At 71.2% G+C, this 26,743-nt stretch carries 23 protein-coding genes; 15 read left to right on the top strand and 8 right to left on the bottom strand.

Annotated features, from left to right (window positions below):
- Positions 1–325: 325 nt before the first annotated feature.
- Both fxsT and ACF088_RS24395 read right to left on the bottom strand, forming a co-directional pair.
- Positions 326–2,695, bottom strand: a complete 2,370-nt coding sequence (fxsT, locus tag ACF088_RS24400; RefSeq protein ID WP_392377896.1) for an FxSxx-COOH system tetratricopeptide repeat protein — start codon at positions 2,693–2,695, stop codon at positions 326–328.
- Positions 2,696–2,754: 59 nt separating this feature from the next.
- Complete coding sequence (locus tag ACF088_RS24395; protein WP_392377895.1) at positions 2,755–3,219, bottom strand: hypothetical protein; 465 nt, start codon at positions 3,217–3,219, stop codon at positions 2,755–2,757.
- 848 nt (positions 3,220–4,067) lie between these two features.
- On the opposite strand from ACF088_RS24395, the gene ACF088_RS24390 reads away from it, so the two are divergent.
- From ACF088_RS24390 to ACF088_RS24370, 5 genes are all read left to right on the top strand, one after another.
- Positions 4,068–5,825, top strand: a complete 1,758-nt coding sequence (locus ACF088_RS24390; protein WP_392377973.1) for an Imm49 family immunity protein — start codon at positions 4,068–4,070, stop codon at positions 5,823–5,825.
- 27 nt (positions 5,826–5,852) lie between these two features.
- The gene (locus ACF088_RS24385) at positions 5,853–6,458 is read left to right on the top strand and encodes a hypothetical protein (RefSeq protein WP_392377894.1); all 606 of its coding nucleotides are present in this window, start codon (positions 5,853–5,855) and stop codon (positions 6,456–6,458) included.
- Between the two features lie 622 nt (positions 6,459–7,080).
- Positions 7,081–7,236 (top strand): hypothetical protein, encoded by a 156-nt coding sequence (locus tag ACF088_RS24380; protein WP_392377893.1) that lies wholly within the window; start codon positions 7,081–7,083, stop codon positions 7,234–7,236.
- A 128-nt stretch (positions 7,237–7,364) separates the two neighbouring features.
- Positions 7,365–7,805 (top strand): VOC family protein, encoded by a 441-nt coding sequence (locus tag ACF088_RS24375; protein ID WP_392377892.1) that lies wholly within the window; start codon positions 7,365–7,367, stop codon positions 7,803–7,805.
- Positions 7,806–7,902: 97 nt separating this feature from the next.
- Positions 7,903–9,324, top strand: a complete 1,422-nt coding sequence (locus ACF088_RS24370) for a hypothetical protein (RefSeq protein WP_392377891.1) — start codon at positions 7,903–7,905, stop codon at positions 9,322–9,324.
- A gap of 245 nt (positions 9,325–9,569) precedes the next feature.
- Here the strand turns inward: ACF088_RS24370 and ACF088_RS24365 are convergent, their stop codons facing one another.
- Positions 9,570–10,112: a DUF4232 domain-containing protein gene (locus tag ACF088_RS24365; protein WP_392377890.1), complete on the bottom strand. Its 543-nt coding sequence runs from the start codon at positions 10,110–10,112 to the stop codon at positions 9,570–9,572.
- Between the two features lie 504 nt (positions 10,113–10,616).
- Between ACF088_RS24365 and ACF088_RS24360 the strand changes: the two genes are divergently transcribed.
- The 8 genes from ACF088_RS24360 (at position 10,617) to ACF088_RS24325 (ending at position 18,924) form a co-directional block, all read left to right on the top strand.
- Positions 10,617–12,047 (top strand): cellulase family glycosylhydrolase, encoded by a 1,431-nt coding sequence (locus ACF088_RS24360; RefSeq protein ID WP_392377889.1) that lies wholly within the window; start codon positions 10,617–10,619, stop codon positions 12,045–12,047.
- An 813-nt stretch (positions 12,048–12,860) separates the two neighbouring features.
- On the top strand, positions 12,861–13,685 hold the full coding sequence (locus ACF088_RS24355; RefSeq protein ID WP_392377888.1) for a HipA family kinase: 825 nt from the start codon (positions 12,861–12,863) through the stop codon (positions 13,683–13,685).
- Complete coding sequence (locus ACF088_RS24350; RefSeq protein ID WP_392377887.1) at positions 13,646–14,077, top strand: DUF3037 domain-containing protein; 432 nt, start codon at positions 13,646–13,648, stop codon at positions 14,075–14,077. The genes ACF088_RS24355 and ACF088_RS24350 overlap by 40 nt, the downstream gene beginning before the upstream one ends.
- A gap of 254 nt (positions 14,078–14,331) precedes the next feature.
- Positions 14,332–15,093 carry a 3-oxoacyl-ACP reductase FabG gene (fabG, locus tag ACF088_RS24345; RefSeq protein ID WP_088796372.1) on the top strand — a complete coding sequence of 254 codons (762 nt, stop codon included), beginning with the start codon at positions 14,332–14,334 and terminating at the stop codon, positions 15,091–15,093.
- Between the two features lie 29 nt (positions 15,094–15,122).
- Positions 15,123–15,893: an SDR family oxidoreductase gene (locus ACF088_RS24340; RefSeq protein WP_392377886.1), complete on the top strand. Its 771-nt coding sequence runs from the start codon at positions 15,123–15,125 to the stop codon at positions 15,891–15,893.
- A gap of 451 nt (positions 15,894–16,344) precedes the next feature.
- Positions 16,345–17,013, top strand: coding sequence for a uracil-DNA glycosylase (locus ACF088_RS24335; RefSeq protein ID WP_392377972.1), 669 nt, complete (start codon positions 16,345–16,347; stop codon positions 17,011–17,013).
- Between the two features lie 139 nt (positions 17,014–17,152).
- Entirely contained in the window at positions 17,153–17,689 is a 537-nt protein-coding gene (locus tag ACF088_RS24330) for a hypothetical protein (RefSeq protein WP_392377971.1), read from the top strand.
- 326 nt (positions 17,690–18,015) lie between these two features.
- Positions 18,016–18,924 carry a Gfo/Idh/MocA family protein gene (locus ACF088_RS24325; RefSeq protein ID WP_392377885.1) on the top strand — a complete coding sequence of 303 codons (909 nt, stop codon included), beginning with the start codon at positions 18,016–18,018 and terminating at the stop codon, positions 18,922–18,924.
- Here ACF088_RS24325 and lnt read toward each other — a convergent pair.
- From lnt to ACF088_RS24305, 4 genes are all read right to left on the bottom strand, one after another.
- Positions 18,893–20,503, bottom strand: coding sequence for an apolipoprotein N-acyltransferase (gene lnt / locus ACF088_RS24320; RefSeq protein WP_392377884.1), 1,611 nt, complete (start codon positions 20,501–20,503; stop codon positions 18,893–18,895). The two genes, ACF088_RS24325 and lnt, sit on opposite strands and share 32 nt — an antisense overlap.
- A 133-nt stretch (positions 20,504–20,636) precedes the next feature.
- Positions 20,637–21,119, bottom strand: coding sequence for a nuclear transport factor 2 family protein (locus tag ACF088_RS24315; protein WP_392377883.1), 483 nt, complete (start codon positions 21,117–21,119; stop codon positions 20,637–20,639).
- A 61-nt stretch (positions 21,120–21,180) separates the two neighbouring features.
- Positions 21,181–23,124, bottom strand: coding sequence for an ABC transporter ATP-binding protein (locus tag ACF088_RS24310; protein WP_392377882.1), 1,944 nt, complete (start codon positions 23,122–23,124; stop codon positions 21,181–21,183).
- Positions 23,125–23,271: 147 nt separating this feature from the next.
- A complete protein-coding gene (locus ACF088_RS24305) occupies positions 23,272–24,690 on the bottom strand; it encodes a GAF domain-containing protein (protein ID WP_392377881.1) in 1,419 nt (472 codons plus the stop codon).
- 555 nt (positions 24,691–25,245) lie between these two features.
- On the opposite strand from ACF088_RS24305, the gene ACF088_RS24300 reads away from it, so the two are divergent.
- The gene (locus ACF088_RS24300) at positions 25,246–25,632 is read left to right on the top strand and encodes an STAS domain-containing protein (protein WP_392377880.1); all 387 of its coding nucleotides are present in this window, start codon (positions 25,246–25,248) and stop codon (positions 25,630–25,632) included.
- Between the two features lie 212 nt (positions 25,633–25,844).
- Here ACF088_RS24300 and ACF088_RS24295 read toward each other — a convergent pair whose 3' ends face one another.
- Positions 25,845–26,333, bottom strand: a complete 489-nt coding sequence (locus tag ACF088_RS24295; protein WP_392377879.1) for a glutathione peroxidase — start codon at positions 26,331–26,333, stop codon at positions 25,845–25,847.
- Positions 26,334–26,389: 56 nt separating this feature from the next.
- On the opposite strand from ACF088_RS24295, the gene ACF088_RS24290 reads away from it, so the two are divergent.
- On the top strand, positions 26,390–26,572 hold the full coding sequence (locus tag ACF088_RS24290; protein WP_392377878.1) for a hypothetical protein: 183 nt from the start codon (positions 26,390–26,392) through the stop codon (positions 26,570–26,572).
- Positions 26,573–26,743 lie beyond the last annotated feature (171 nt).

Genomic DNA, 26,743 nt, shown 5'->3' with positions numbered 1-26,743 from the left:
ACGAACGCGACGTGCCGGCGCGGATGCAGGCCGAGGCGAGCGAGCCGGAGCCGGCGATCGTCGTCGGGGTCGAGGAGGCCTACCGGCCGCCCTGCGCGAACCCGCGCGCACCAGCAAGGCCGCGGTGTGCTCGGCGAACACGTCGCCCGCGGGGTGCTGGCTGCCGCGTCCGCCGCCGTGGACGACTTCCGCCGCCGCGGTCGGCTGCGTAGCCACGTCCGCGCCGCCTTCGACGACCACTACATCAACATGACCAGCACCGCGCCGTTCTTCCGCGCCCTCCGCACACCAGGGTGGCTGACCGAGTCCGACCGGGGCAGCGCGATCAAAACTTCCTGGGCTCGCTGCCGTTGCGTTCGGCGACGGCGTTGGCGAGGCTGCTTCGGACCGTTCCCGTCAAGGGATGGTCCTTGCCCAGCACCCGCAGGCAGTCGGTAAGGGTTTGCTCGAACAGCGGGACGGCCCGTTCCAGGTACCCCGCCAACCCGTACGAACCTGCAAGGTTGTTGCGGGAAGCCAGGGTGTGGGGGTGGTCTTCGCCCAGTACCCGCAGCCGATCGGCCAGGGTCTGTTCGTGCAGCGGGATGGCGCGTTCAGGGTCTCCCGCCGATTCGTAGGCCAAGGCGAGGTTGTTGCGGGAGGTCAGGGTGTGGGGATGGTTCTCGCCCAGTACCCGCAGGGAGTCGGCGAGGTTCTGTTCGAACAGCGGGATGGCGCGTTCCAGGTCCCCCACCGATTCGTAGGCGTAGGCGAGGTTGTTGCAAGAGATGAGGGTGTCGGGGTGGTCCTTGCCCAGCACCCGCAGCCGATCGGCCAAGTTCTGCTCGTACAGTGGGATGGCGCGTTCCGGGTCTCCCGCCGATTCGAAGGCCAAGGCGAGGTTGTTGCGGGAGGTCAGGGTGTCGGGGTGGTCCTTGCCCAGTACCCGCAGCCGATCGGCCAAGTTCTGCTCGTGCAGCGGGATGGCCCGGCCCGGGTCCCCCGCCGCCTCAAAGGCACCCGCGAGGTTGTTGCGGGAGCTCAGGGTGTCGGGGTGGTCCTCACCCAGCACCCGCAGGGAGTCGGTGAGGTTCTGTTCGTGCAGTGGGATGGCGCGTTCCAGGTCTCCCGCCGATTCGTAGGCACCCGCGAGGTTGTTGCGGGAGGTCAGGGTGTCGGGGTGGTCTTCGCCCAGCACCCGCAGTCGATCGGCGAGGTTCTGCTCGTGCAGCGGGATGGCGCGTTCCAGGTCCCCCGCCGCGTCGTAGGCGTAGGCGAGGTTGTTGCGGGAGGTCAGGGTGTCGGGGTGGCCCTCGCCCAGTACCCGCAGTCGATCGGCCAGGGCACGTCGCAAGTGGCTGGTCGCGCGGATGAGCTGGCCCTGGTTGTCGAGGAAGCCCGCGGTTTCGGTGAGGACGTGAGCCGTGGTCTCGGTGTCGGTGTCCTCGGTCGTGTGGTTGGCGAGGGCGTCGACATGGGGGAGCAGGGTGCGCCAGGCGGGCCAGGTCGCGGGATCGTCCCAGGTGGCGGGCAGGGCCGTGCTCAGGTTGTCGGTGGCCTGTGCGCGGGCTTGTTGGATGTGGTGGGGCGTGCGGTGGGGGTCGTCGGGGTCGGGGGTGCGGGTGAGGGCCTGGACGAGCCGGTGGACGGCCAGCGTTCCGGTGCCGGGATCGGGGGTGATCATGCTGTAGGCGGTCAGGAGACCGATCGCCGCGTTCAGCGCGGGCGGGTCGGCAGGGCCGTCGGCCAGGAGGGTGGGGATGTTGTCGGGGGCGTACCAGGCCAGAGTGCGTAGCAGGTCCGCGGCCGGGGGCTGGAGGGCGGTGATCCGGTCCAGGGTGATGTTCCAGATCCGGGCGATGACGCGTTCGGCTGGGGTGGTGACCGCGCCGTGGCGGTACATCTCCGCCGGGTACTGGGCAAGTAGCTGCAGGTAGGCGCGGGGGGTGGTGAGCGGGCTCTGTGCCAGGTAGGCGGCGACCTGTTCGACGGCCAGGGGGAGGTGGCCGAGTTCGGCGCACAGTTCGGCGGCGCCGTCCAGGTCCCGGGGGCCGGCGGTGGTGGCGATGCGGGTGAGCAGGTTCAGGGATTCGCTCTCGTCCAGGACGTCCAGGCGCAGCACGGTGGGGATGCCGTGCCAGGCGGTGGCGAGGCGGCTGGTGATGAGGAAGCGTCCCTGCGCGTGGGCTCGGGCGAGGAGCGGGGCGATGTCGGCGGGGTCGTTGACGTTGTCCAGGATCAGCAGCCAGCCGGTGTGGGTGGCCAGCCATTGCAGGGCACGCTCGGCCAGCGCCTCCGGCGGGAGTGCGTCGGTCAGGGTCGGTTCCAGGGCGCCGGCCAGCGCGACCAGGCCCTCATGGACGCTGCTGGAGCTGTCGGCGGTGATCCATCGGATCGGGGCGCAGCCGTGGGTGCGGGTGGCGGCCCAGTGTGCGGCCAGGGTGCTCTTGCCGATTCCGCCCAGTCCGTGCACCGCCTGCACCACCACGCCGCCCGGGGCGGCCAGCACCCCGTCCAGCCGGTCCAGCTCGGCGGTGCGTCCGACGAACAGCCCTGGCCGGACCGGGAGGTTGTCCAGTCCGGCAGGGGCCGTCACCTCGGCGGGTGGGCGAAGTGCCTCGCGCGGCAGGGACACCGCCCTGGCGCCGTCCCCGGTCAGGATGGGAGCGTGGTTGTCGCCCCCGACGGCGACGGCTCGATCGCCGTTCGCCTCCACCCGTGTGACGGGCTCGGTGGGCGATGGTTCCGGTTCTCCGCGACGCCGGAAGGGCCCTCTCACGGGCGCGGGCCGTCGGGCTGGTTGCCGGTGGAGAGTGGTCCCGAGTTGTTCCCGCCGATGGCGATCGAGCGGTTCCCGGACGCGGTCACCGCGTCCGCCGGCGGTGCTGCGGGATGCTGCGGTGTGGCGGGCGCCACGGCCGGGGACTGGGCAGGCACCTGGGTGTCGCCGGTGGAGACAGGGCCTTGGTTGCTTCCGCCGATGGCGACGGCGCGTTCTGCCGTGGCCTGGACCGAGGAGGCGGACCGCCTGGTCGATCCCTCGGTCCGGGTGGCGTAGCCGTGACCCCACACGGCCGCCAACGACGCCAGCACCGTGCCCAGGGCGGAGGCCAGTGCCCAGCGGATCGCGGGATCCTTCAGTAGGGAAGGGAGCACCACTGCCGCGCACAGCCACACCGGGACGGCGAAGGCCACGACCGTCGCCAGCCCCGCCACCGCCCACCTGAGGTTCCGTCTCATGCCGCCCCCCACCACTTCGACAGTCCGTGTCCCCACCACGATGGCAGCAACGCCCCGGCCCTGGACCGCCTTTGCACACAGAGACCGAACAAAGCAGAGCGTAGGTTCGCTCGCGGCGGCGGGCCCGCAGCGGCCGGTAGCCGGCCGGGTCGAGCTTGGCCGGCTCGGAGTGGACCCTCGACGTCGATCGTGCCGCGGTAGTTGACGTTCTCACTGTGCGCCGGGGAGATGTGTGCCGGCTTCCAGGTACCGGCGACGCGCTGGTGGGCCCGGCAGAGCAGCTCCACCGCCGCGCGGGCCTCGCGCAGCGACAGCAGGGGGAGACGCTGCTCGTGGCAGTCGACCACGCTGTCCACCAGCGCCAGGAGCCTTGTCATCGATGTCATCGATGTCACTCATGACCGGCACGACTGCGGTCCACGAGAACGCCTCCGACGCGCGGCACCGCCTCTCACAGGCCGTCTCACGGGGCCATCCCCGCGGGTGCGGGGAGCAGAGCACCTTTCGCCCGACGCGTACGTATTCCGGGGGGCCATCCCCGCAGGTGCGGGGAGCGGCCTTCGTGACCTGCATCGTTACACGCGCACGACGCGGTGTTGAAGCGCTTTCGCCGCCTCCGGGATGCGCGGCATTCACCGTGCTGCTCCACGCGAGCAAGGCGGGGCTGCTCATCGATGACGAGCGTGTTCCACAGCCAGCCCCTCCCCTGGGGTGTGTCAGCGGCTGCCGAGACTGACACGTCGCGTGCGTGCCCCGAACGGGTCGGCGATACTGCCGTGTTCCACGGTTGTCCGTCCCCATGTCTACGCTGCGAGCCAAACCAGTGATCAAGGAGGCAGGGCGTGCAGATGAAGCGTCACCAGGTGGGCGGGGCAGCGGTCTCGGCAGTACGCGACGGCTTCTCGAACCGGATCGGAGGGCAGGTCCGGTCCATGTCGAAGGCCGGCCCGATAGCCACGTACGAATGGCGGTCGCTCGCAGAGGAGTTCCTTGACTATCTGGGCGCCCTGTCCGTCGAGAGGCCTGACCTCGATACCCCAGAGGCGAAGGCAGTACTCAAGGACGCCACCGAAGCCGCGGCCGGCGCCGTCGCGTACGCGGCGTATCACCCGCACGTCTCCTTCCAGGTCATGCTCGACTACGTGAACTTCGGGATGAGCTACGATCCCGGCGGCGAGGAGAACCCACGGGATCAGGTCACCCCGCAGGAATGGATCGACGCGTTCTGCCTCGCGATCCTGTCCGACAAAGCCACGTGGCATGGCGAGGCCTTCCACTTCGCCCGGGAGAAGTTCAGCAAGGACACGTCGGGAAACGCTTCCGTCGAGCTGGTCACCGGCTTCATGGCCCAGGTCATCGGGGACATCGGTGACGACGAGGCGGAGTACCCGCCGAGCGCGGAGGCCAAGCTCGGCGCGATCGACGCCGCGCTGGCCCGGATCCGGGTCCGAGCGGAGAAGACCGGCGAGAGCCTGCTCGGCCGGTCGCACACCGTGGCACTGAAGACCCTGCGTGCTCTGGCCGCAGGGGATCGGGAGGCGTTCAACACCGGCCTGACCGACCTGCTTCTCCCCCTCAGCGAACAGCGCGGCCCAGGTGCCGGGCCGCGCAGCCTCCTCCCGCTCCTGCCGATCGCCCTGGCCGCGCTCGCGTACCGGGGCCCGGGCTGGGCTCCGGCAGTCGAGACCGACTACCTCCCGCGCGCCCTGGTCACCGGGTTCGAGGCCCCCGGCCCGCGCGTCGGCAGCCTGGGTCGCAACCGTCGTGCAGACGCGGTCGCTGCCCTGGCCGAAGGCCCCGTGGTCATCGACCGACGGATTCCACCCCAGCCCCTGCATCCGGAGAGCGAGGCCCTGTTCGAGAAGTACACCCGGGAGGCATTCACCGAGGTGGACGGTAAGCGCCCCGCCGTATGGCAGCTCGCCGGCGCCCTGCAAAACCAGGAGATCCTCTTCAAAACACGTGCCTCACACTCCGCCGATGTCACGGACGTCCAGCTGGCGAACCTGCGCCTGGCCTCCCAACTGGGGGCGGCCCTGTTCCGCATAGCCCTCGCCGAGCCCCGTACGGAGGCCGAGGTGATCATCGACGGGAGTACGGTCGTCTACCCGGCTACCCGAGGCGAGCACATGAGCCCCGGCCACTGGCAGACCGCCACGAACTTCGCGCTGATCACCGGCGTACCCGAGGACCTCGCCCCGCAGGTGCTCACCGGTCCGATCTACGCCCACAAGGACGGCTCGGCGTTCGCCTCGTACCGCCAGGCCCTCCACGACTACCTGAGGGGTGAGGATCCTCTCCCGGCGACGGAGCGTGCCCTGCACGAGGTAGAGCGAGCCAAGGACTGGGGCTTCTCCCCGCCGCCCGTCGTTCTTTTCTCCCAGTTCGTCGAGGGCGATGAGGAGAGCTTCAACCTGGCCCTTGCCGACGCCCTCGAAGCCCACCGTGATCACTACCAGGTCGCCGACCGCGCGGACGACTGCGACGCAGCGATCAACGTCGACATCCTGGCGCTGACCTGCCACGCCCGCCGCAGGGGCTGGACGATCCGGGTCGATTCCCCCTACTTGCCACAGCGGTTGCTCCAGGCGGCCGAACCCTTCTAGTTGGCGGGAGCAGGTTAGTTTCGTCGCATGGGCATGGACATCACGGTCTTGGTCGTCGACTGGGGGCACCTCATGGAGGTCGCACCGGACGAGCGACTCAAGGTGCTGCAGGAATCGGCCTACGCCGACGACGAGGACGATGAGGTCGACAAGGGTTGGGTATGGTCTGCCGGGCCGGACAGGTCCTGGCTGGGCCGCTACGAGTTCGGCGGCACCCTCGGCTCGTACAAACCGCATTTCTGGGCCGCACAGGCGTGGGAAGACGTCCGGGGTTCCGCTGGGATCGCGCTGCGGACGGCGCTGGACGACTTCCTGAGTGCTCTGATCTGGTCGGGTCCTGAGGCCGATGACGCTGAGCACGTGGACGCCGGTCTCTTCCCTTCCCAGGACGGGCTGTGGCGGCCGGGGCCGCTCATCGCCCGCGGGCCTACGACCGTGGCCCGTCTGGACCGTTGCTGGCAAGAGGCTGCCCGCGCCTTGCCGCAGCTGCGTGAACCTTACGCACGCAGCGCGGAACGCCCAGGCCGATGGATCGCGGACTTCGACGAGTTCAACGAGCTGCTGTCCGGCTGGGCCGAAGCTGTCGGCGAAGCCCAACGACGCCAATGGGGACTGATAGGTCTCCCCATCTGAGTTGAGCGAGGCCTCAAGGCCGCGGTGATGCCGACGGCGCCGACCGGGCAGGGCAGCCGTCAGCCACGCCCGACGAAGAGCACCGACGCCCGGCGTCATCCGTCGCTGAAGGGGGAGTGCCCCGGGGCGCCATGTCGGTCCGCACCCGTACGAAGCGGACGGGGTGGCGCCATCGGCCGTTGTCCACGGCGGTGTCGGCGCTGACTTCGGTGGACGGGCTCGGCGGCCAGGTCGGCGGCCAGGTCGACGGCCAGCTTCTCGCACGATCCCCAGGCCGCTGAGAACGAGTGCCCGTGCCAGGGGTGGTCTGCCGCCGCGGACGCCGGCTGTCCGGAGAGCTGCCGGTCGGCCTGCGCCCACTCTTGCGGCCGGCGTTCCGCCGCGCCCCGGTCCAGCGTCATCGGGCACAGCGTCCACGGCGGGCCCGGCCTCCCCTCGGCGAAGAGGCGCTCCAGCGGTTCGCGGGCGCCTCAGGTACGGCTGCGGCAGCTGCTCGGGCCCGCCGGGGGGGCGCGGCCCCCAGCTCGCGCCGGCGCCGCGCGGCGGGGCCCGGACGGGTGCGGCGAGGGCGAGTGGCACGGGGAACTCCACCCGTCAAGGGTGACCCGGCACCGTGAATCAATTGGGGAGCCGCAATGCTCAAGCGCGCACGCTGCCAGTCGTCGAGGAAGCATGGAGAAGCGGGGACGGCATGCTGCGGCTGATCGTCTTCATGGGAGCGGCCACCTGCGCCGCACTCACCCTCGGTGGTGGCGCCTGGCTCGCGGGTCTGCTGTAGCGGTGCTGAGGGGCGAGCCAGATTTTTCGGAGTTCGGCGGTATGAGGATGTCGAGAACGCGCCACCGGCTCCGTCCCAGGGATATCAGCGGTCACCACCGGCCGCACGAGGAAGAAGGAGAAACCAGCATGGGGATTCAGCGGATGGACAACGTCGGCATCGTCGTCGAGGACTTGGATGCCGCCATCGCGTTCTTCGTGGAACTCGGTATGGAGCTGGAGGGCAGGGCGGAGGTCGAGGGCCTCGTCGCCGACCAGTGCACCGGACTCGACGGCGTCCGCTGTGAGATCGCGATGGTCCGGACCCCGGACGGTCACAGCCGGCTCGAGCTGGCGAAGTACCGCAGCCCCGCGGTGATCAGCGCCGGGCCGCGCAACCGGCCGCACAACATTCTGGGCACGCACCGCGTCATGTTCGCCGTCGACGACATCGAGGACACCGTTGCCCGCCTACGCCCTCACGGCGCCGAACTCGTCGGCGAGATCGCCCGGTTCGAGGACAGCTATCTGCTTTGCTACCTCCGCGGCCCGGAGGGCATCATCGTCGGACTGGCCGAGCAACTGCGCTGAGAGTGGACCCGGGCAGGCCGAGGCCGGTCGGCCGGGCGCGCCCTGCGCGATCCTCACACCCTACGATCACCCGATATGGCTAGTGGAGGGGGCGGGAATGAGTGAAGGCATCGAGGGCGGGACAGCCGCAGCGATGCGACTCGTGGGAGGTGCGCCGCTTAGCGGAACGCTTGATGTCGCCGACCCCAGTGACTGGCTCGCGCTGGATGCAGGAGTGCGTGAGGTGGCCTGGTACCGCCTGCAGTCCCTGCCGGAGTGGGAGCACTTTGCCCCGCTGCCCGCCGATCTGACTCAGCTCGGCGAGTCTCGGCTCGCACTCGCTCTCTGCCACCGCGACGGGCGGATCCGTCAGGAGGCGGTCGCCCGGTCGGCCCGATACCCCGGTCTGCTGCCGTTGGTCGTGATCCGCTGCGCCGATTGGGTCGGCCCGGTACGCGAATGCGCCCGGCAACTACTGCGCGAGGCCCTCGATGTGGACTCGGCCCGCGACCTCGCGCCGCTCATCCTCCGCGTAGGCCGCCGCGACAGAGGTGCCTTCGGCGTCGATGTGCTCGGGCAGGTCCTGCGCCGGGCATCCCGCGGGCAGCTCGTTGCTCTCCTCGCCGACCCCGACCGCAGCGTCCGGCGGTTCGCGTACCGGCTGGCCGTCGAGGGCCGGCTGCTCGATCCCGCTGAGCTGTCCCGCGCGGCCGCCCGGGACGAGGACACCGTGGTCCAGGACCTGTGTGCCACAGCGGCGCTCACGGCTCTGGGCGATGGGGAGGCGTACGAGGAGGTGCTGCCTCCACTGCTGTCCGCGCGCCATCCGCGTACGCGTTCGGCCGGCGTCACCGCACTGCGGCGGGCGGGGTGGTCAGAACAGGCACAGTCGTTTCTCAGCGACCGGTCCGCGCTCGTGCGTGCTTGCGCCCGGTATGTCGTGCGACAGCAGGGAGGTGATCCGGTGGCCTGGTACCGGGAGCGGTGCACCGCACTGGACGGCCCCGCGTTGCCGCCCGGTGCGGTCATCGGGCTGGCCGAGTGCGGGAACCGCGCGGACGCCGGGCTGCTGTGGCCGTTGCTCGCGCACCCGACGGCCGGGGTGCGGGCGCGGGCGGTGGCTGGACTGCGGGCACTGGACTGCGTGGAGGCGCAGCGGTTGCGGCCGCTCCTCGACGACCCTGGCGCCAGTGTCGTCCGCGAGACAGCCGTCGCCCTGCTGCCCTCGGCAACGGAACTGCCCGCCGACTGGCTACTGGAACGCACCGGCTTCGAGCGGCCGCGGCACGTCCGCGTCGGCGCATTCCGGCTGCTCGACGCGCGTGGCGGCGTCGTGGCGCTACGGGCGGCGGTCGGTCTGCTGGAGGACCCGGATGCGAAGCTGCGCACCTGGGCCGAGCAGTCCGTGCAGCGCTGGCATCCGGCGGCGGACGTGCGGTGCTGCGCCGCGGAGGTGGGGGAACTGCTCGACCGAAGCCGACACCTCTTCAGCGACCACGTGCTGCGCCGGCGCAAGTGGGAGGCCGGGGTGGACAGCTGAGTAGGCCGGGAAACGGATCAGCATGCCCCGGTGGGTAGCGACGGTGGATACCGGCAGGACCACGTCCCTCCGGACGCTTGGGGACGCGGGGCAGAGGATGCGTTGCACGGCGCGTTCACCGACGGAAGGGGGCGTGCCGCGCGTCAGGCATGGCCACCGCCCCACCCGGAGCCTTCCCTTCATTCCGGGAGTCCTGCGGTGGCCATCAGCGACGCTGAAGGGAAGCTCAGAGGCTGTCCGGTCGGTTACCGCCCGACCGGGTTGAGGTAGGTGGCCGGGTGGGTGGCGCCGTCCTGCTTGAGGATCTGGCCGCCGAACGGCCACTTCAGGGTGAAGTGCTCCGTCTCGTTCGGCGGTGTGACCAGGAACTTCGCCGGAACGAACTTCTCCTTCTGCGGCGTGGACCCGGCCACCGGGAGCAGGTTGATGCTGAAGTCCACCGTGTCCCCCTGCTCCAGGATCATCTTTTCGGGCTTCTTGGAGGAGCGCGCCAGCGACCAGGTGCCGTCGGTCTCCTGAGCGCCGATCATGTCGACACCGGCGAAGCCGGACAGGGTGCAGGTGCGCTGGCTCTGGTTGGTGAACCAGATGTACGCCTGGGTCTGCTTCTCGGTCTGCTCCATCTCCGGTCTCGCGTCCTCCCCCGTGGCGAAGCCGGCCTTCAGGTCGGCGGTGTGGCAGCGGGGCGGCTCGGCTTTGGCGGGGGCGGCCGAGGCCGGGGTGGCGGAAGCGGCAGTGCCGGCGACGGCGACGGCCGCAAGGGCCCCGGCGATCAGCTTGCTCTTCATGTCGGGTTCCTCTCGAAGGCGAATCGGCGCGCGAGGTCAGCGCGCGCCTACGCACCTGAAGATGCGCAATGCCCGGGGGAAGTTCGGTGCGCCGGGAAACTTTTCCGGACAATCAGGGTGCGGGCCGTCGCGGCGTCGCGGGGAGGGCACCGCAACGGCCCGCGACCTCGCTCGGCCTCCGGTCCAGCACAGCCGGACCGCTGGGCAGCGTGCGCGACCTGAGCATCATGCTGAGCTGCAGGTCACTTGGTTCGCCCCTCATTAACGACACCCCGACCTCAGCGACAGTCGGAGCCGGACCCCCGGCGAAGGCCTCGAGGAAGACCCAGGCGAAGACCCAGGCGAACCCCTGGGGAAACCCCCGGCGATGACGCCGGGGAAGCCCTTGAAGAAGGAAGCTTCGCCAACTCCTGCGAACTCCTGGGAACTTCACCCACCCGCCAGTAGCATCCGGCCGGCCAGTAGCACGCCGCCCCAGCAGCCATCCTCGAAAGGGGTTCCTGCATGCGCTTGGCCTCCCGCGTCGCCCCCGCCGCCCTCGCCGTGGCCGCCCTCCTGCTCGGTGTCCTCCCCGCGCAGGCCCAGGCCGGCCCCGACCGCGCCCCCGACCGCGCCCCCGACCGGGTCACGGTCGGGGACCGCACCTTCATCGCCGACGGCCGAGGCCGCGCGCTCCAGTGGCGCGGCTTCAACCTCGCCGACAAGAACAGCCGAGGCGCCAACGCGTTCGCCGACATCCACGAGAGCGACCTCAAAGACATGGCCGCCAGGGGCTTCAACCTCGCGCGCCTCGCGTTCTTCTGGGACGACCTCGAACCCACCCCCGGGCACTACGACCGCGGCTACCTCACCAAGATGCGCCGCATCCTCGACTGGGCCGACCGCTACCACATCAAGGTCATCCTCGACGCCCACCAGGACGTATACGGCCCCCACTTCGGCTCCCGCGGCGTTCCCGACTGGGCCACCCGCGACGAGGGGTTGCCGTTCTGGCCGATACCCGACGACTGGTTCTCCGAGTACTTCGAGCCATCCGTACAGACCGCCTTCGACCACCTGTACAAGGACGCCGACCTCCGCGCCGCGCACGCTCGCATGTGGATGACGGTCGCCTCCGCCCTGGGCGGGCACCCGGCACTGCTCGGCTACGACCTGATGAATGAGCCGTTCGCGAAGTTCCTCGAAGGCGAAGACCTCCCCGCCGCCGCGGCCCGCTTCGAGGCCACCGAGCTCACCGAGCTGTGGAACCGCCTTGCCCAGGCGATCCGCCTGGTCGACCACAGGTCGTGGGTCTTCGTCGAACCAACCGTCATCGTCGGTGTCGGCGTCCCCACCCAGCTGGGCCACATCGACGACCCGCACGCCGGCTACGCGCCGCACTTCTACGAGACCGCGATGGAGACCGGCGCCGACTACGACCCCAACGGCACCTTCATCCCCGCCTATGAGGCCGCGATCAGCGACTACCCGACCCGTCACCGCATGCCGGTGATCGTGGGGGAGTGGGGCGGCAACCCCTACGTTCCGCACGCAAGCCAGTTCGTCACCGACATGACGGCCTCCCTGGACCGCTTCTCCAGTGGCTGGACGTGGTGGCAGTGGTGCCGGGGCGGCGGCTACTGCTTCCTCGACCAGACGGGCGCCGCGAAGCCCAATGCCCAGCTGCTCGTCCAGCCGTACGCGCGGGCCGTCGCGGGCGACCCGCTCAAGTTCGCGTACGACCCGGCTACCCGCACCTACACGCTCACCTTCCGCACCCGCGACAACGCAGAGGGGCCGACCCGGATCACCGTGCCCAGGGACACGTACCGAGACGGCTACCGCGTCGATATCCAAGGCGGCAAGGCCAGGTGGGACGACCACGACCAGACCGTCACCGTGAGCACCCACGGCAGGGCCGGAGCCACCTACAGGGTCACGATCCGCCCGAGGTAGCCCACCCGATTCGCTCGGGGGCTGCGGCCCACGGCCCCGCACCAACTGAAGAATCGACTTCTCCACATCACTGCGGGCAAGGACCTGCCTCCGGAGCCGGTGACACCACCTCCCCAGGCCGTGCCACCGACGTTCACCTCACACGACCAGGAGCTGTCCGGGCTATCACTTGCCCCGTTGGGGTGACTCGGCGGAGGGACCTGATGAGTGCTGCGGAGATGAGTCGCGCGGATGCTGTCGCGCTCGTGCAGCGGACCATGCAAGCGGACTACGCCCCGGACGGCGAGGTGGACAGCTGATCGCTCGTTCGACCGTGTTGCGCTTCTTGTACCGCTCTCCGTCGAAGCCGGGGGCCGTCCGCCGCGTGAGCCTTTGCGCATGCGGGCGGCCTGGCTGGCGGACTTCTCCGGGATCGGCCCCGGGCTTCCCCCACGGGAGCTCACCATCCCCAGGGCAAGTACGACGGCCACTCGATGCCGAGGGCTGATCGCGTCCCGAACTCGCAGCACGGTCTCCAGCGACCATGCCTCGCGGCGCTCCCGCGATGTCTTGGACCACGCACGGATTTCGCGTGCATCGGTTGCTGTGCTCACTTCATGTCGGAGGCCGGAGGCCGGAGGATCGAGTCCGGAAGCAAGGGGCGCACCGCCATGGACGGACTGGTCGAGAGGAAGGGAAATCCGGCGTGCCGGTAGCAACTCCCCAGATTCTCCCCAGGGCTGATCGCGGCGGATTCCCGGGCTTGTGCGGGTCCGAATGCGGTCCGGATTTAATTGTGGATTGTAAGGCCGTCTGGTCAGATAGCCTGAGAAAATGCTGACAGAAGTCACAGCGACCCGCTACGTCACACCTCTGCGTGAGGGTGGATCGCTCCCGGGAATCGTCGAAGCGGACGATCTCGGCACATACATCATGAAGTTCACCGGTGCCGGGCAGGGGCGGAAGACGCTCGTTGCCGAGGTGATCTGCGGAGAGCTGGGCCGGCGGCTCGGGCTGCGGGTGCCGGATCTGGTGACGATGCAGCTCGATCCCGTCATCGGGCTGGGGGAGCCGGACCAGGAGGTCCAGGAGCTGCTGAAGGCCAGTGGTGGGCTCAACTTGGGGATGGACTACCTCCCCGGGTCGCTGGGCTTCGATCCGCTCGCCTTCGAGGTGAGTGCCCGCGAGGCGGGCCGTGTGGTGTGGTTCGATGCCCTGATCAACAACGTCGACCGGTCCTGGCGCAATCCCAATCTGCTGGTCTGGCACGGCGAACTGTGGCTGATCGACCATGGCGCGGCGATGATCTGGCACCACAACTGGCCGAGTGCACAGAAGGCTTCGGCCCGGCCGTACAACGCTTCCGACCATGTGCTGGCCACCTTCGGGCCGGATATCGCGGCGGCGGCCGAGGAGTTCGTTCCGCTGATCACCGAGGAACTGCTGACCGGGATCGCGGCCGACGTGCCGGACGAATGGCTGGCCGACGAGCCCGGCTTTGATTCCCCGGACGCGCTGCGCCAGGCGTATGTGAGCACGCTGCTGGCCCGCGCCCGGACGATCAGCGAGCGGATCGCCCTCGGGGAGCCCACCGAGGACAAGCCCTCGCAGGCACCGGAATGGCTGGCCGCGCGGCTGGTGCGGAGGGCAGTGAAGTGACCGGTCTGCACAACGGGCGCGATGTTTTCGAGTACGCGCTGCTGAAGGTCGTACCCCGGGTCGAGCGCGGCGAGATGATCAATGCCGGCGTGGTCGTGTACTGCCACGCCCGGCGCTTCGTGGAGGCCAGGACCCATCTGGACGAGGCCCGGCTGCTGGCCCTGGATCCCACGACCGATGTGGCCGGGGTGCGGGCCGCGCTCGGTGCCGTCGAGGGCGTCTGCCAGGGCGGCGAGCGGGCCGGACAGGCGGCGGGGGAGGACCCGGGACGCCGTTTCCGCTGGCTGATGGCGCCGCGCAGCACCATCGTCCAGCCGGGCCCGGTGCACACCGGTCTGACCGCCGATCCCGCCACCGAGGCCGAGCGGCTGCTGGAGCTGTTGGTGCGCTGAGGTGTCGCGGGCACGCCGCTCAGGGCGCCCGGTTCCGCCTCGGGGGCGGAGCCGGGCGCCCTGTCGTGTGACGCGATCGCGCCAGGCTCCGGCCTGCCTTGCAGGTGAGGTGTGCAACGGCGCAGTGGTGGGGCGTTGACAGCGGGTTGCCGGGCTTCTAGCGTCAGCCCTGCTCAGGGTACTAAGCGGTTGCTCACCCACGGGATCGGTGCGGCGGACCGCTTGTCGAGGTTTCGAGGGTGAGGAGAACCCGCATGTCCACCACCGAGCAGCGCGTTGCCATCGTGACGGGCGCGGCCCGCGGTATCGGCGCGGCCACCGCCGTCCGCCTGGCCGCCGAGGGCCGCGCCGTCGCCGTACTCGACCTCGACGAGGCGGCGTGCAAGGACACCGTCGAGACGATCACCAAGGCCGGGGGCAAGGCCATCGCGGTCGGCTGTGACGTCTCCGACGCCGAGCAGGTCGACGCGGCGGTCGCACGCGTCGCCTCCGAGCTCGGTGCGCCGACGGTCCTCGTCAACAACGCCGGAGTGCTCCGCGACAACCTGCTGTTCAAGATGAGCGAGACCGACTGGGACACGGTCATGAACGTGCATCTGCGGGGTGCGTTCCTGATGTCCCGCGCCTGCCAGAAGCACATGGTGGACGCCAAGTTCGGCCGGATCGTGAACCTCTCCTCCAGCTCGGCGCTCGGCAACCGCGGCCAGGTCAACTACTCGGCGGCCAAGGCCGGTCTGCAGGGATTCACCAAGACCCTCGCCATCGAACTCGGCAAGTTCGGCGTCACCGCCAATGCCGTCGCCCCCGGTTTCATCGTCACCGACATGACCGCCGCCACCGCCGAGCGCGTCGGCATGGGCTTCGAGGAGTTCCAGGCCGCGGCCGCCACCCAGATCCCGGTGCAGCGCGTCGGCCGCCCCGAGGACATCGCCAACGCCATCGCCTTCTTCACCGGCGAGGCGGCCGGCTTTGTGTCCGGCCAGGTCATGTACGTCGCCGGCGGCCCGCTCAACTGACCGCCCCACCGACTCCAGGAGAACAGAACATGACCGAGCAGGACAGCGGGCTTCCCGAGCTCACCGGCAAGGTGGCGCTGATCACCGGCGGCAGCCGCGGCATCGGCTACGGCATCGCCGAGGCACTGGTGGCCCGCGGCGACCGGGTCGTCATCACCGGCCGCAACGAGGACACCCTCAAGGAGGCCGCCGAGAAGCTGGGCGCCGACCGGGTGATCGGCGTCGCGGGCAAGGCGCATGACGAGGCCCACCAGGCCGCCACCGTCGAGCGCGCGATGGAGACCTTCGGCCGCGTCGACTACCTCGTCAACAACGCCGGTACCAACCCGGTGTTCGGCCCCATCGCCGACCTCGACCTGGGCGTCGCGCGCAAGGTGTTCGAGACCAATGTCGTCTCGGCACTGGGCTTCGCGCAGCGCACCTGGCACGCCTGGCAGAAGGACAACGGCGGCGCGATCGTCAACATCGCCTCGATCGCCGGCCTCAACGCCTCGCCCTTCGTCGGTGCGTACGGGATCAGCAAGGCCGCCATGGTGAACCTGACGCTGCAGCTCGCCCACGAGTTCGCGCCCGGTGTGCGGGTCAACGCGATCGCGCCCGCGGTGGTCAAGACCAAGTTCGCGGCGGCGCTGTACGAGAACCGTGAGGAGGAGGCGGCGGCCGGCTACCCGATGGGGCGGCTCGGCGTCCCGGAGGACATCGGCGGGGCCGCGGCCTTCCTGCTGTCCGACGCCGCGGGCTGGATCACCGGCCAGACCCTGGTCGTGGACGGCGGGCTGTTCCTGAACGTCGGCGTCTGACGGCACCGGGCGGGCCCGGGAGGCCCTGCCGTGGTGTGCGCGGTGTGCGCTGTGTGCGCTCCGAGAGGCGGCGTCCGTGGTGCCGGTCCCCAGCGGGGCCGGCACCACATTCGTCGGCGGACCTGCCAGGGAGACATCAGGGAGATATCAGGGAGATATCCGGGAGACCTGCGGTGTCCGACCGCAGGCTCGGCGGTGACCGCGGGTCCCGTACCCGGCGCCCCGGTCCGACGCCGGTCGGCCAGGGGACGCTGATGGCAGGTGCCTGCTCCCGTGCGGACCGGCCGCTGCCCGAGCGCTACGACCCTCCCGGCTCGACACGGCTCGGGGCGGGCAGGCGCGGGCTGCGGGCCGGGGCCATCGGCCCGCGGGCGGCGTTGTCAGTGGTCGCCGGTAGGTTCTTCGACGGAGAACGTAACGCACACCGGAGGTTGTTGACGTGGTGACCGACATGCTGCCCGAATCCTGGCGCGGGGTCCTGGGCGAGGAGTTGGAGAAGCCCTATTTCAAGGAGCTCACCGACTTCGTCGAGCAGGAGCGGGCCGCCGGGCCGGTTTACCCGCCCCGCGAGCAGGTCTTCGCTGCGCTGGAGGCGACGCCTTACGACCAGGTGAAGGTGCTCATCCTGGGCCAGGACCCGTACCACGGCGCCGGCCAGGGCCACGGCCTGTGCTTCTCCGTGCAGCCCGGTGTCAAGACACCGCCGTCGCTGCGGAACATCTACAAGGAGATGAAGGACGAGCTGGGCCACCCGGTTCCGGACAACGGATATCTGATGCCCTGGGCCCAGCAGGGGGTGCTGCTGCTGAACGCCGTCCTCACGGTCCGCGAGGCCGAGCCCAATTCGCACAAGGGCAAGGGCTGGGAGAAGGTCACCGACGCGGTGATCCGTGCCGTGGCCTCCCGGCCCGACCCGGCGGTCTTCGTGCTCTGGGGGAATTACGCCAAGAAGAAGCTGCCGCTGATCGACGAGGAGCGGCATGCGGTGGTGCAGGGTGCGCACCCCTCCCCGCTGTCGGCGAAGAAGTTCTTCGGCTCCCGCCCCTTCACCCAGATCGATGCGGCGGTCGCCGCACAAGGGCATACCCCGATCGACTGGCGCATCCCTGACCTGGGCTGAGCCGGCCGGCCCGTCCGGCCGACCGGGGCGGGGAGCCCCACCACCCGGCGCGTCGCGCACACCGCGCGCAGGTCTCTTCCGGCGGTTAGCGTCGAGGGAACGGCAGCGGCCGTGGTGAGCGGATACGGAGTGCGCGGTGGTGGACAAGCGGCGGGAGGCGACGCCCGAGGACGGGGTGCTGACCCGGATCGGCCAGGCGATCATGTTGCATCGCGCGGGCGACCGGGAAGAGGCACGCAACCGTCTCTCGGCGCTGTGGCACGAGATCGGGCCGCAGGGAGACGCCTTCCACCGCTGCACTCTCGCCCACTACATGGCCGACACCCAGGACGACCCCAGGGACGAACTCGACTGGGACCTCAGAGCCCTGGAGGCGGCCGAGGGCTTCGTCACCGAACGGCCCCGGAACACCGCCGCGCCGGAAGAGCCGAAGGTCGCCGACGGCCCCGGCCCCCGCCACCCCCTCGTCGCCCTCCGGGCGTTCTTTCCCTCGCTGCATCTCAATATCGCGGCCGACTACGCCGCCCTGGACCGGCCTGCCGATGCGCGGGCGCAGCTGCGGCGCGCCCGGGCCTCGGTCAACGCCCTCGCCGACGGCCAATACCGCCAGGGGCTCCGGGACGCCATCGACCGGCTGCAACTGCGGATCGACGGCACCGCGGGCCACACCCCGTAGACCGGCGTGCTCACCGCCGCAGCATCCCGTCGAGCAGCTCCGTGCAGGACGATGCGGGCGACCCCGTAGGGGTCAGGGGCGCCCGGCAGACCACCGGAGAGATCCGCCTGGCCGCCCAGGCCGCCGACTGGCCCGTACCGCGGCACACCACCTGGCGCTCCGGCCCGGCCTGCGCTGCGCGCCGCCGTGATGGCCGTCACCGCCCGCCTCGCCCCGGATCGGGTGCTGCGGCCCCTGGACGGGATCGCCGGCCGGCGGCCGCCGCCCGGCACGTATGCTTCCGGCACGCGAGGCACCAGGGCCGCGGCACAACCCAAGGAGCACGAGTGAAGGTCGGCTGCATCGGACTCGGCGACATCGCCCAGAAGGCGTATCTCCCCGTACTGGGCACACAACCCGGGCTCGAACTGCATCTGCACACCCGCACCCCGGCCACCCTCGAACGCGTGGGCGCCGCTCACCGGCTGACCGGGGCACAGCTCCACACCGACCTGGACTCGCTGCTCGCCACGGGCCTGGACGCGGCCTTCGTGCACGCCGCCACCGCCGCCCACCCCGAGATCGTGACCCGGCTGATCGAGGCGGGCGTACCGACCTATGTCGACAAGCCGCTCTCCTACGAACTCGCCACGTCCCAGCGCATCGTCGCGCTCGCCGAAGACCGCCGGGTGGGCCTCGCCGTCGGCTTCAACCGCCGCTTCGCTCCCGCCTACGCCCAGTGCCGCGAGCACGCCCGCGATCTGATCCTGATGCAGAAGAACCGCATCGGACTGCCCGAGGACCCGCGCACGCTCGTGCTGGACGACTTCATCCACGTCGTGGACACCCTGCGGTTCCTCGCCCCCGGCGAGATCGACCACATCGATGTGCGCGCCCGGATCCGTGACGGGCTGATGCAGCATGTGGTGCTGCAGCTCTCCGGCGACGGCTTCACCGCCCTGGGCACCATGAACCGCCTGAGCGGGTCCACGGAGGAGATCCTGGACGTTTCCGGACAGGACACCAAGCGCCAGGTCGTCAATCTCGCCGAGGTCATCGACCACAAGGGCCAGCCGAGCATCCGGCGCCGCGGCGACTGGGTGCCGGTCGCCCGGCAGCGCGGCATCGAGCAGATCGTCCTGGCGTTCCTGGACGACGTACGAGCCGGCCGGCAGCCGTCCGCCGAGGACGCACTGCGCACCCACGAACTGTGCGAACGGGTGATCACCGACGCGCTCGCGCAGGCCGCCTGCTGAGCGCCCGCAGCCCCGTGTAACCGCCGGCGAGCACCAGCGCACCCATCGCCCCGTACACCGCCCAGTCACCGAACCGGGTGTACGGGCTGGTGCCCGCGGCCAGGGGCAGGTCGTAGACGGCCGCCGCGCTGCGGTCGGTGCCGAGCCGTTCGCCGATCTGCTCGCCCCGGGGGCCGTACGCCGCACTGATGCCGGTGAGCGTGGCGTGCACCATCGGCCGCCAGTTTTCCGCGGCGCGCAGCGCGGCCAGTGACGCATGCTGGGCGGGCGCCCAGCTGTCCTGGAAGGTCGAGGTCGCGGACTGGGCGACCAGCACCCGTGCACCGTCGCGCGCCAGATGGCGGCTCAGGTCGGGAAAGGCGGTCTCGAAGCACACCAGCGGCCCGATGCGCAGTCCGCCCGCGGCGGCGACCGGCATCACCACCTGGCCGGTGCCGCGCAGCCGGTCGCTCGGGGCCGCCTTGCCCACCCGCGTCGCCCAGCCCAGCACGGACCGGAACGGTATGTACTCCCCGAAGGGCACCAGCCGCATCTTGGCGTAGCGGTCCCCGGTCGGTCCGTCCGGGCCGATCAGGACCGCGCTCTTGGAGATGCCCGGCCGTTCGGCGTGCGCGGAGTCGGCGTTGATCAGCAGCTCGGCGCCGGTCCGCCGGGAGAGGGCGGCGAGGCGGGCGGCGAGCGCCGGGTGGTCCGCCGGATCCGTGTAGAGGCTGCTCTCGCCCCAGACGATCAGGCGCACACCGCGGCCCGCCAGCGACCGGGTGAGGGCCTCGCTGCGGGCCAGGCGGGCCGAGGGGGTGCCGGTCAGGTTCGGCTGGACGACCGCGACCCGCACCGTGCCGGTGATGCGGGGGACCGGCGCCCAGAACCAGGCCACGGTGCCCGCCAGCGCGCACACCAGCAACCCGGCGACAGCGGGCAGCCGTGCCGCCGGGCGGGCGATCAGCTCGGCCACCGAGGTGTTCACGGCCACGATCAGCAGGCTCACCAGCCACACCCCGCCGATCGACGCCAGCCGCAGCGCGGGTGGCAGCTGCCACTGACTGGCGCCCAGCAGCCCCCAGGGGCCGCCCAAGTACTCCCAGGAACGGACCAGTTCGACCATCAGCCAGCCCGACGGCACCAGCACCAGCGCGGCGGCGTACCGTCCGCCCGTCGCCCGCCGCCGCCCTTCGGCAAGGGCTTCCCCGGGCTTCGTCCGGGCGGGCCCCTCGCGCGCCGCCCCGCTCGCCGTGGGTGCGTCACCCAGCAGCACGCGCACCAGCACCCCCCAGGGTGCCCAGAGCGCTCCGAGCAGCAGGGCGAGCACGAGGATGAAGACGTGCAGGCTCGGCAGCAGCCACTGGTGGACGGCCAGGATGAAGCCGGTGCCGCCCAGCCAGCCGTCCAGTGCTGCCCGCCGGCAGGTCGGTGCCGACCGCACCAGCAGCAGCCAGGGCACCAGCGCGACATACGCCAGCCACCACCAGGACGGCGCGGGGAAGATGAGGGCCGGCACCGCACCGGCGAGCGCGGCGGCCACCCCCCGGGCCCAGGGGGAGCCGAGCCACCGCGCCTGACGGCCTGGCGGTGTGTCCATGCGGCCTCCCTGCATGCGGCCGACCCGGTGCCGGTTCCGGCCGGTCGGACGGCCAGTGTGCGCGGAGGGGCCGATCAGGGAAAGGGGGGTCGCCGCAACGGCGGAACCGGGTGGCGACGCACGGCGAGGGCGGTCACTCACCGTCGGCCCACACCTCACGCCACTTCTCGTGGACGACGACGCCGGTCAGCCGCCAGCCGTCGGTGGTGCGCCGGGCGGTGAACTCGTAGCGGCCGGCGCAGGTGTAATTGGGGGCGGTCGGGCCGCCCCCGGCATCCGTCGCGGGGCCGGCGAGCCGCATCGGGTTGAGGTAGTCCGCCTGAACCGTGGCGGTGTCCCCGGGAGCGCCGTCCCGGCGGGCGAGGGTGATGCGGCGGTTGACGATCAGATGCTGCCGAATGGCGAAGTTCTGCAGCATCTCGCCGAGCCAGGCAGCGATCTCGTCCGCGCCGCCCTCGATGCCGCCCGCGGAGCGGTAGTCGGCACGGCCGTCCGGGGTGAACAGGGCTCGATAGCCGGGCCAGTCACCGTCGTCCACGGCGATGGCGTACCCGGTGATCAGATCGTCGAGGGCGAGGCGGTCCATGACCGTGGAGTGTTCCGCGCGCTGCGTCATCACCTCAGTTTTCGGCATCCGGACGGCCCCCGCCAAGAGGTAGGGGCCGTCCGGCGCGGCGTCAGTTCACCAGCGCCGACTCCGGCACGGCATCCGGGCCGGAATCCATGTGCCGGGCCTCCTCCACGGCCTCCCGCCGCTCCGCCGAGTCGGTGAACTGTGTCCGGTACAGCTCCGCGTAGCGCCCGTCCGCGGCGAGCAGCGTCTCGTGCGTCCCGCGCTCGACGATCCGTCCGCCCTCGACGACCAGGATCAGATCCGCGGCCCGTACGGTCGACAGCCGGTGGGCGATGACCAGCGCGGTACGGCCGTCGAGGGCCTCCGTGAGCGCCTCCTGCACCGCCGCCTCGGAGGTGTTGTCCAGATGGGCGGTGGCCTCGTCCAGGATCACCACCCGGGGGTGGGCGAGCAGCAGCCGGGCGATGGTCAGCCGCTGCCGTTCGCCGCCCGAGAGCCGGTAGCCCCGCTCGCCGACGACGGTGTCCAGCCCGTCGGGGAGCCCGGCGATCAGGTCCTCCAGACGTGCCCGGCGCAGCGCGTCCCACAGCTCCTCCTCGGCCGCCTCCGGCCGGGCCAGCAGCAGGTTCCCGCGGATCGAGTCGTGGAAGAGATGCCCGTCCTGGGTGACCATCCCCAGGACGTCGCGCAGCGAGGCGGCGGTCAGCTCGCGGACGTCCACGCCGGACAGCCGGACCGCGCCGGAGTCGGTGTCGTACAGCCGCGGCAGCAGCTGGGCCACGGTCGACTTGCCGGCGCCCGAGGAGCCGACCAGGGCGACCATCTGGCCGGGTTCGGCACGGAAGGAGATGCCGTGCAGGACCTCTTCGCCGCCCCGGGTGTCGAGGGTGGCGACCTCCTCCAGGGAGGCCAGCGAGACCTTGTCGGCGGACGGGTAGCCGAAGCGGACGGCGTCGAACTCCACCGACACCGGACCCTCGGGGACCGCGCGGGCATCCGGCTTCTCGGAGATCAGCGGCTCCAGGTCGAGCACCTCGAAGACCCGCTCGAAGCTGACCAGCGCACTCATCACCTCGATATGGGCGCCGGACAACGCGGTCAGCGGGGCGTAGAGCCGGGTGAGCAGCAGGGCCAGCGAGACGATCGCACCGGGCTCCAGCTGTCCGCGCAGTGCGAGGTACCCGCCCAGGCCGTAGACGACGGCCAGGGCCAGGGCGGAGACGAGGGTGAGCGCGGTGACGAAGTACGTCTGGACCATGGCCGAACGGACCCCGATATCGCGCACCCGGCGGGCCCGGGTGGCGAATTCGGCGGACTCACGCGCCGGGCGGCCCATCAGCTTGACGAGGGTGGCGCCCGGCGCGGAGAACCGCTCCGTCATCTGGGTGCCCATCGCCGCATTGTGGTCGGCGCCCTCCCGGCGCAGGTCCGCCAGCCGCCGGCCGACCCGGCGGGCGGGCAGCACGAACACCGGCAGCAGTACCAGCGCGATCAGAGTGATCTGCCAGGAGAGGCCGAGCATCACCACGAGGGTGAGCAGCAGCGTCACGATATTGCTGACGACCCCGGACAGGGTGTCGCTGAAGGCCCGCTGGGCGCCGATCACATCGTTGTTCAGGCGGCTGACCAGGGCCCCGGTGCGGGTGCGGGTGAAGAAGGCGACGGGCATCCGCTGGACGTGGTCGTACACGGTCGTCCGCAGATCCAGGATCAGCCCCTCACCGATGCTCGCCGACAGCCAGCGGGTCACCAGCCCCAGACCCGCCTCGGCGACCGCGATCACGGCGATCAGCCCGGACAGCCCGATGACGAGGGATGCCGAGTCGCCGCCCACGATCGCGTCCACCACCCGGCCCGCCAGCAGCGGGGTGGCCACCGCGAGCATCGCGGTCATCGTGCTCAGTACGAGGAACCACACCAGGCGGCGGCGGTGCGGCCGGGCGAATGCCGTGATGCGGCGCAAGGTGCCGCGGGAGAAGCGGTGTCTGCCCTGCTGAGCGGTCATCGTGCTGTGCAGCGCATGCCAGGCGGTGACTTCCATGTCCATGGGTGGCCTCCGGTGTGCCGGGTCGTCACGGGATCGCCGTGCGTGACCGGCGACATACAAGGAACCTAGGACCTCAACCAATGTTGAGGTCAAGTGATTCCGGTGACATCACCCGCCGGGCGCGCCGGACGTGGGCCCGGCGGCGGATCAGGCTTCGAACCCGCCCCGGAGCGGACGCTCCCAGATCACGGGCCGGCCGGCGCCGTCCGGGCGGGTCACCGTCAGCCGGATGCCCGGCCGGCCGTCGGGGAGCGGGGCGGTGAGGTCCACGGCGATCTCCACACGCGTCGGCTGTGGCGGGGCCGAGGCCGAGGCGGTCACTGCCGCCAACGCCTTGCGGAGTGCGGCCGGCAGCGCACGGGCGCTCTTGTCGTCGACCCGGGTGTCGACCGGTCCGGTGAACCGGACCGACGGCCGGGTGCCGAGCGCCGCGGTGGCCGCGCCGGCCTCCCGCAGCACGCGGGTGCGCAGCCCGGGCGGGGCCTCGGGCGGTCCCTGCTCCAGTGCGATGATGGCCGTTCTGATCTCCTGGATCGTGGCGTCCAGCTCGTCGACCGCCCGGCCCACCCCCTCCTGCACCTCCGGCACCAGCGCCTTGCGCCGGGCGGTCTCCAGCAGCATCCCGGTGGCGAACAGCCGCTGGATGACCAGATCGTGCAGATCGCGGGCGATGCGGTCGCGGTCCTCGAAGACGGCCAGCCGCTCGCGGTCCCGGTGCCGGTCGGCCAGTACGAGCGCCACCGCGGCCTGGGCGGCGAACTGTGTCCCCAGGGTCCGTTCGGTGTGGCTGAAGCGGCGGTCGCCGGACATCCGGCACAACGCGAGGGCGCCCAGCACCCGCCCGTTGCTGCGCAGTGGCAGCAGCATCGTCGGGCCGTAGTGCCGCGATATCGGGGAGATCGAGCGCGGGTCGTCGGCGAAGTCGTCGGAGAAGACCGCAAGCCCGGCGTAGATCTGGTGGACGACCGGACTCTGCGGCGGAATCCTGCCGCGGTACGCCTCGGTCCGTACGGCCTCGGACAGCACGGTGGAGATCGCCACGACCTCCATACCGCCCTCGGCATGCGGCAGCAGGACCGCTCCGGTCGCCGCTTCGGCCAGCTCCCGGCCCTTTTCCGCGACGACCGTGAGGGCGTGGGTGGTCGTCGAGCCGGTCTCGGGCCCGGCCAGCAGTGCCGTGGTGAGGGATGCCGCGCCGTCGATCCAGCGTCGGCGCTGCCGGGCGGCGGAGTGCAGCCGGGCATTGCTCAGGGCGATGCCGGCCTCGGTGGCCAGCACCCGCACCAGGTGCAGATCCGCGTCGCTGAACTCCTCGCCGTCGTCCTTCCCCGCGACGTGCAGCGTGCCGAACAGCTCCCCCTGCACCCGGACCGGCACCTCCAGGGAGCCTCCGGCGGGCGGCTCGTCTTCGGGGGGCGTGGCGTGGGCGACCGGCTCGCCGGGCCCGGCACCGTCCTCGTCGCGGAGGCTGACGGCGGCGTGGCGCGCACCGGTGAGGGAGGCGGCGGTCTCGGCGATGCGGCCCAGGGCGCGGCCCAGGTCGTGGTCGGAGCCTACGACCGCCATCGCCTCCCACAGCTGCGGAAGCCGGGAGACCGGCCCACCGGCGAACTCGCGCAGGCTCTGCGCGGTGCGGTCGGGGGGATCTCCTGCGGGATCCGACGGCTTCAGGGCACACCTCTCACTTCGGGGCGGTCCGGACAGTGTAATTCGCCCGAAAGAGTGGCAATGGGGGCGCTCGGGGTGCGCGCTCGGGTGAGGTGCGGGGGAGGCGATCGGTGGGCCGGTCACCTGTGGTGCGGGGCCCGTGGTCACCTATCTCGGCCACACCCGCAAGGGGCGACTTTGAGACAACCTGAAGCTCTGGCGTACGCCGGGACTTTGAGGGCGCGGCCTGCGGGTAAGCCGTAGACAACTACGGGCACAGCAGCAGAAACACAGGGGCACAGACGACACACCACCGCACCACCGACGACCCGGAAACGGGCCGACCCGCCCGGATTGCGCCGGGCGCCCCCCACACCCTCCGAACGTCTCCGCCGCAGACGCGTGGCCATATCCCGCGCCTCGGCACGAAAGTGGGCCGGGCCGATGGATAAAGGTCAGTACTACCCGAGACTCGTGGGGCCCAGCAGCGCCGCGGGCGGCACGACCGTGCTGGAACTCCGCGGTGAGCTGGACATTCTCGCCGTGTCGGTGCTGTCCGACCGGCTGGACGAGATCACCGGTGCGCAGGGCACCGACCTCGTGGTCGACGTACGCGCGGTCACGTTCATCGACTGCGCCGGACTGTCCCTGCTGAGCCGCGCCCGCTACCGGACGCGGCAGCGGGGCGGCCGGCTGCGGCTGACCGGCGTCTGTGGCGGCGGGAGCGTTGCCCGGCTGCTGCGGATGACCGGGCTGACCGGCAGCTTCGAGATCCTGTCCGACGAGACCGGCGGCGACGACGGGGACGGAGCCGCCGGACCGGCCGCGGTCACGGACGCCGCGGGCACCGCCGTCGCCTGACCCGCCCCATCGCCCCCCGGCCGTCGCCGACCCGCCCCACCGTTCCGCGTCGCCGACCCGCCCACCGTTCGCCGTCGCCCGATACGCCACGCCGCCGCCCGGCCCTTACGCATCAAGGCGGCGCCGGACTGCCCCACGGCCCGACGGCACGGTGGCCCGACGGCACGGTGGTCCGGTGGCACGGCGGCCCGGTGGCGGCGCGGCACCGGGAATCAGGCCGGCAGAGCCGCCTCGATGGCGGTGATCAGTTCCTCGGCCTCCGGCTCGGTGCGCGGCCGGAAACGGCCCGCAACCCGGCCCTGGTCATCGATCAGGAACTTCTCGAAGTTCCACTGGACGTCACCGGCCGCCCCTTCGGCGTCCTCGGTGCCGGTCAGCGCCGCGTACAGCGGATGCCGGTCCGCGCCGTTGACGTTGGTCTTCTCGAACAGCGGAAAGCTCACGCCGTACGTCGCCGAGCAGAAGGTGGCGATCTCCTCGGCGGTGCCGGGCTCCTGGCCCGCGAACTGGTTGCTGGGGAAGCCCAGCACACGGAAGCCACGGTCCGCGTAGCGCTGCTGCAGCCGCTCCAGACCGGAATACTGCGGGGTCAGCCCGCACTTGGACGCCACATTCACCACCAGCAGGGCCTTGCCCCGGTAGTCGGCGAGTGAAGCGGGCTCACCGGTCAGGGTGCGCAGGGGGATGTCGTACAGGCTCACGGTCATGCTCCTCGTCACGGGTCCGCGGATACGGACGGCCATCATCCGTCCCCACCGTGCTTCCCGTCCTGATCTTCCCCGGATCGTCGACCGGCCAGGACACGACCGGCCGGATCGCCCCCGAGCGCCACTCCTTGAGCAGCTGGTCGAAGATCGGCGTCTGCTCCTCGGCCGGGCGGCGCGCCTGCGGGGCGGGGGGCGGCAGGGCCGGCGGCTGGTGGGGAAGGGAGATGCGCTGAAAGGGGTGTGAGGCGGGCTTCTTGGCGTCCATGCCCGGACTCAACCGGAAATCGGCCCCCGAGTTGCGGGACGCGGCCGGGGCGGTCCCGAGATGTCCCTGCGGTGGTGACGGGCAGAAGATACGTTCGCGCGTGACGGAGGGGCCGGCGGATGTCCCGCCGGCCCCTCCG

Source organism: Streptomyces sp. NPDC015125 (assembly GCF_043080045.1).
Lineage (GTDB): Bacteria > Actinomycetota > Actinomycetes > Streptomycetales > Streptomycetaceae > Streptomyces.
Note: the sequence above shows the minus strand (reverse complement) of the source record. Positions and strands in the feature narration are given on the sequence as shown.

Excerpts from the sequence above, each read along its gene's own strand:
- ACF088_RS24395 (WP_392377895.1), bottom strand. The coding sequence starts at position 3,219 with ATGAGACGGAACCTCAGGTGGGCGGTGGCGGGGCTGGCGACGGTCGTG.
- ACF088_RS24390 (WP_392377973.1), top strand. The coding sequence starts at position 4,068 with ATGAAGCGTCACCAGGTGGGCGGGGCAGCGGTCTCGGCAGTACGCGAC.
- ACF088_RS24385 (WP_392377894.1), top strand. The coding sequence starts at position 5,853 with ATGGGCATGGACATCACGGTCTTGGTCGTCGACTGGGGGCACCTCATG.
- ACF088_RS24375 (WP_392377892.1), top strand. The coding sequence starts at position 7,365 with ATGGGGATTCAGCGGATGGACAACGTCGGCATCGTCGTCGAGGACTTG.
- ACF088_RS24370 (WP_392377891.1), top strand. The coding sequence starts at position 7,903 with ATGAGTGAAGGCATCGAGGGCGGGACAGCCGCAGCGATGCGACTCGTG.
- ACF088_RS24365 (WP_392377890.1), bottom strand. The coding sequence starts at position 10,112 with ATGAAGAGCAAGCTGATCGCCGGGGCCCTTGCGGCCGTCGCCGTCGCC.
- ACF088_RS24360 (WP_392377889.1), top strand. The coding sequence starts at position 10,617 with ATGCGCTTGGCCTCCCGCGTCGCCCCCGCCGCCCTCGCCGTGGCCGCC.
- ACF088_RS24355 (WP_392377888.1), top strand. The coding sequence starts at position 12,861 with ATGCTGACAGAAGTCACAGCGACCCGCTACGTCACACCTCTGCGTGAG.
- ACF088_RS24350 (WP_392377887.1), top strand. The coding sequence starts at position 13,646 with ATGGCTGGCCGCGCGGCTGGTGCGGAGGGCAGTGAAGTGACCGGTCTG.
- fabG (WP_088796372.1), top strand. The coding sequence starts at position 14,332 with ATGTCCACCACCGAGCAGCGCGTTGCCATCGTGACGGGCGCGGCCCGC.
- ACF088_RS24340 (WP_392377886.1), top strand. The coding sequence starts at position 15,123 with ATGACCGAGCAGGACAGCGGGCTTCCCGAGCTCACCGGCAAGGTGGCG.
- ACF088_RS24335 (WP_392377972.1), top strand. The coding sequence starts at position 16,345 with ATGCTGCCCGAATCCTGGCGCGGGGTCCTGGGCGAGGAGTTGGAGAAG.
- lnt (WP_392377884.1), bottom strand. The coding sequence starts at position 20,503 with ATGGACACACCGCCAGGCCGTCAGGCGCGGTGGCTCGGCTCCCCCTGG.
- ACF088_RS24315 (WP_392377883.1), bottom strand. The coding sequence starts at position 21,119 with ATGACGCAGCGCGCGGAACACTCCACGGTCATGGACCGCCTCGCCCTC.
- ACF088_RS24310 (WP_392377882.1), bottom strand. The coding sequence starts at position 23,124 with ATGGACATGGAAGTCACCGCCTGGCATGCGCTGCACAGCACGATGACC.
- ACF088_RS24305 (WP_392377881.1), bottom strand. The coding sequence starts at position 24,690 with ATGGCGGTCGTAGGCTCCGACCACGACCTGGGCCGCGCCCTGGGCCGC.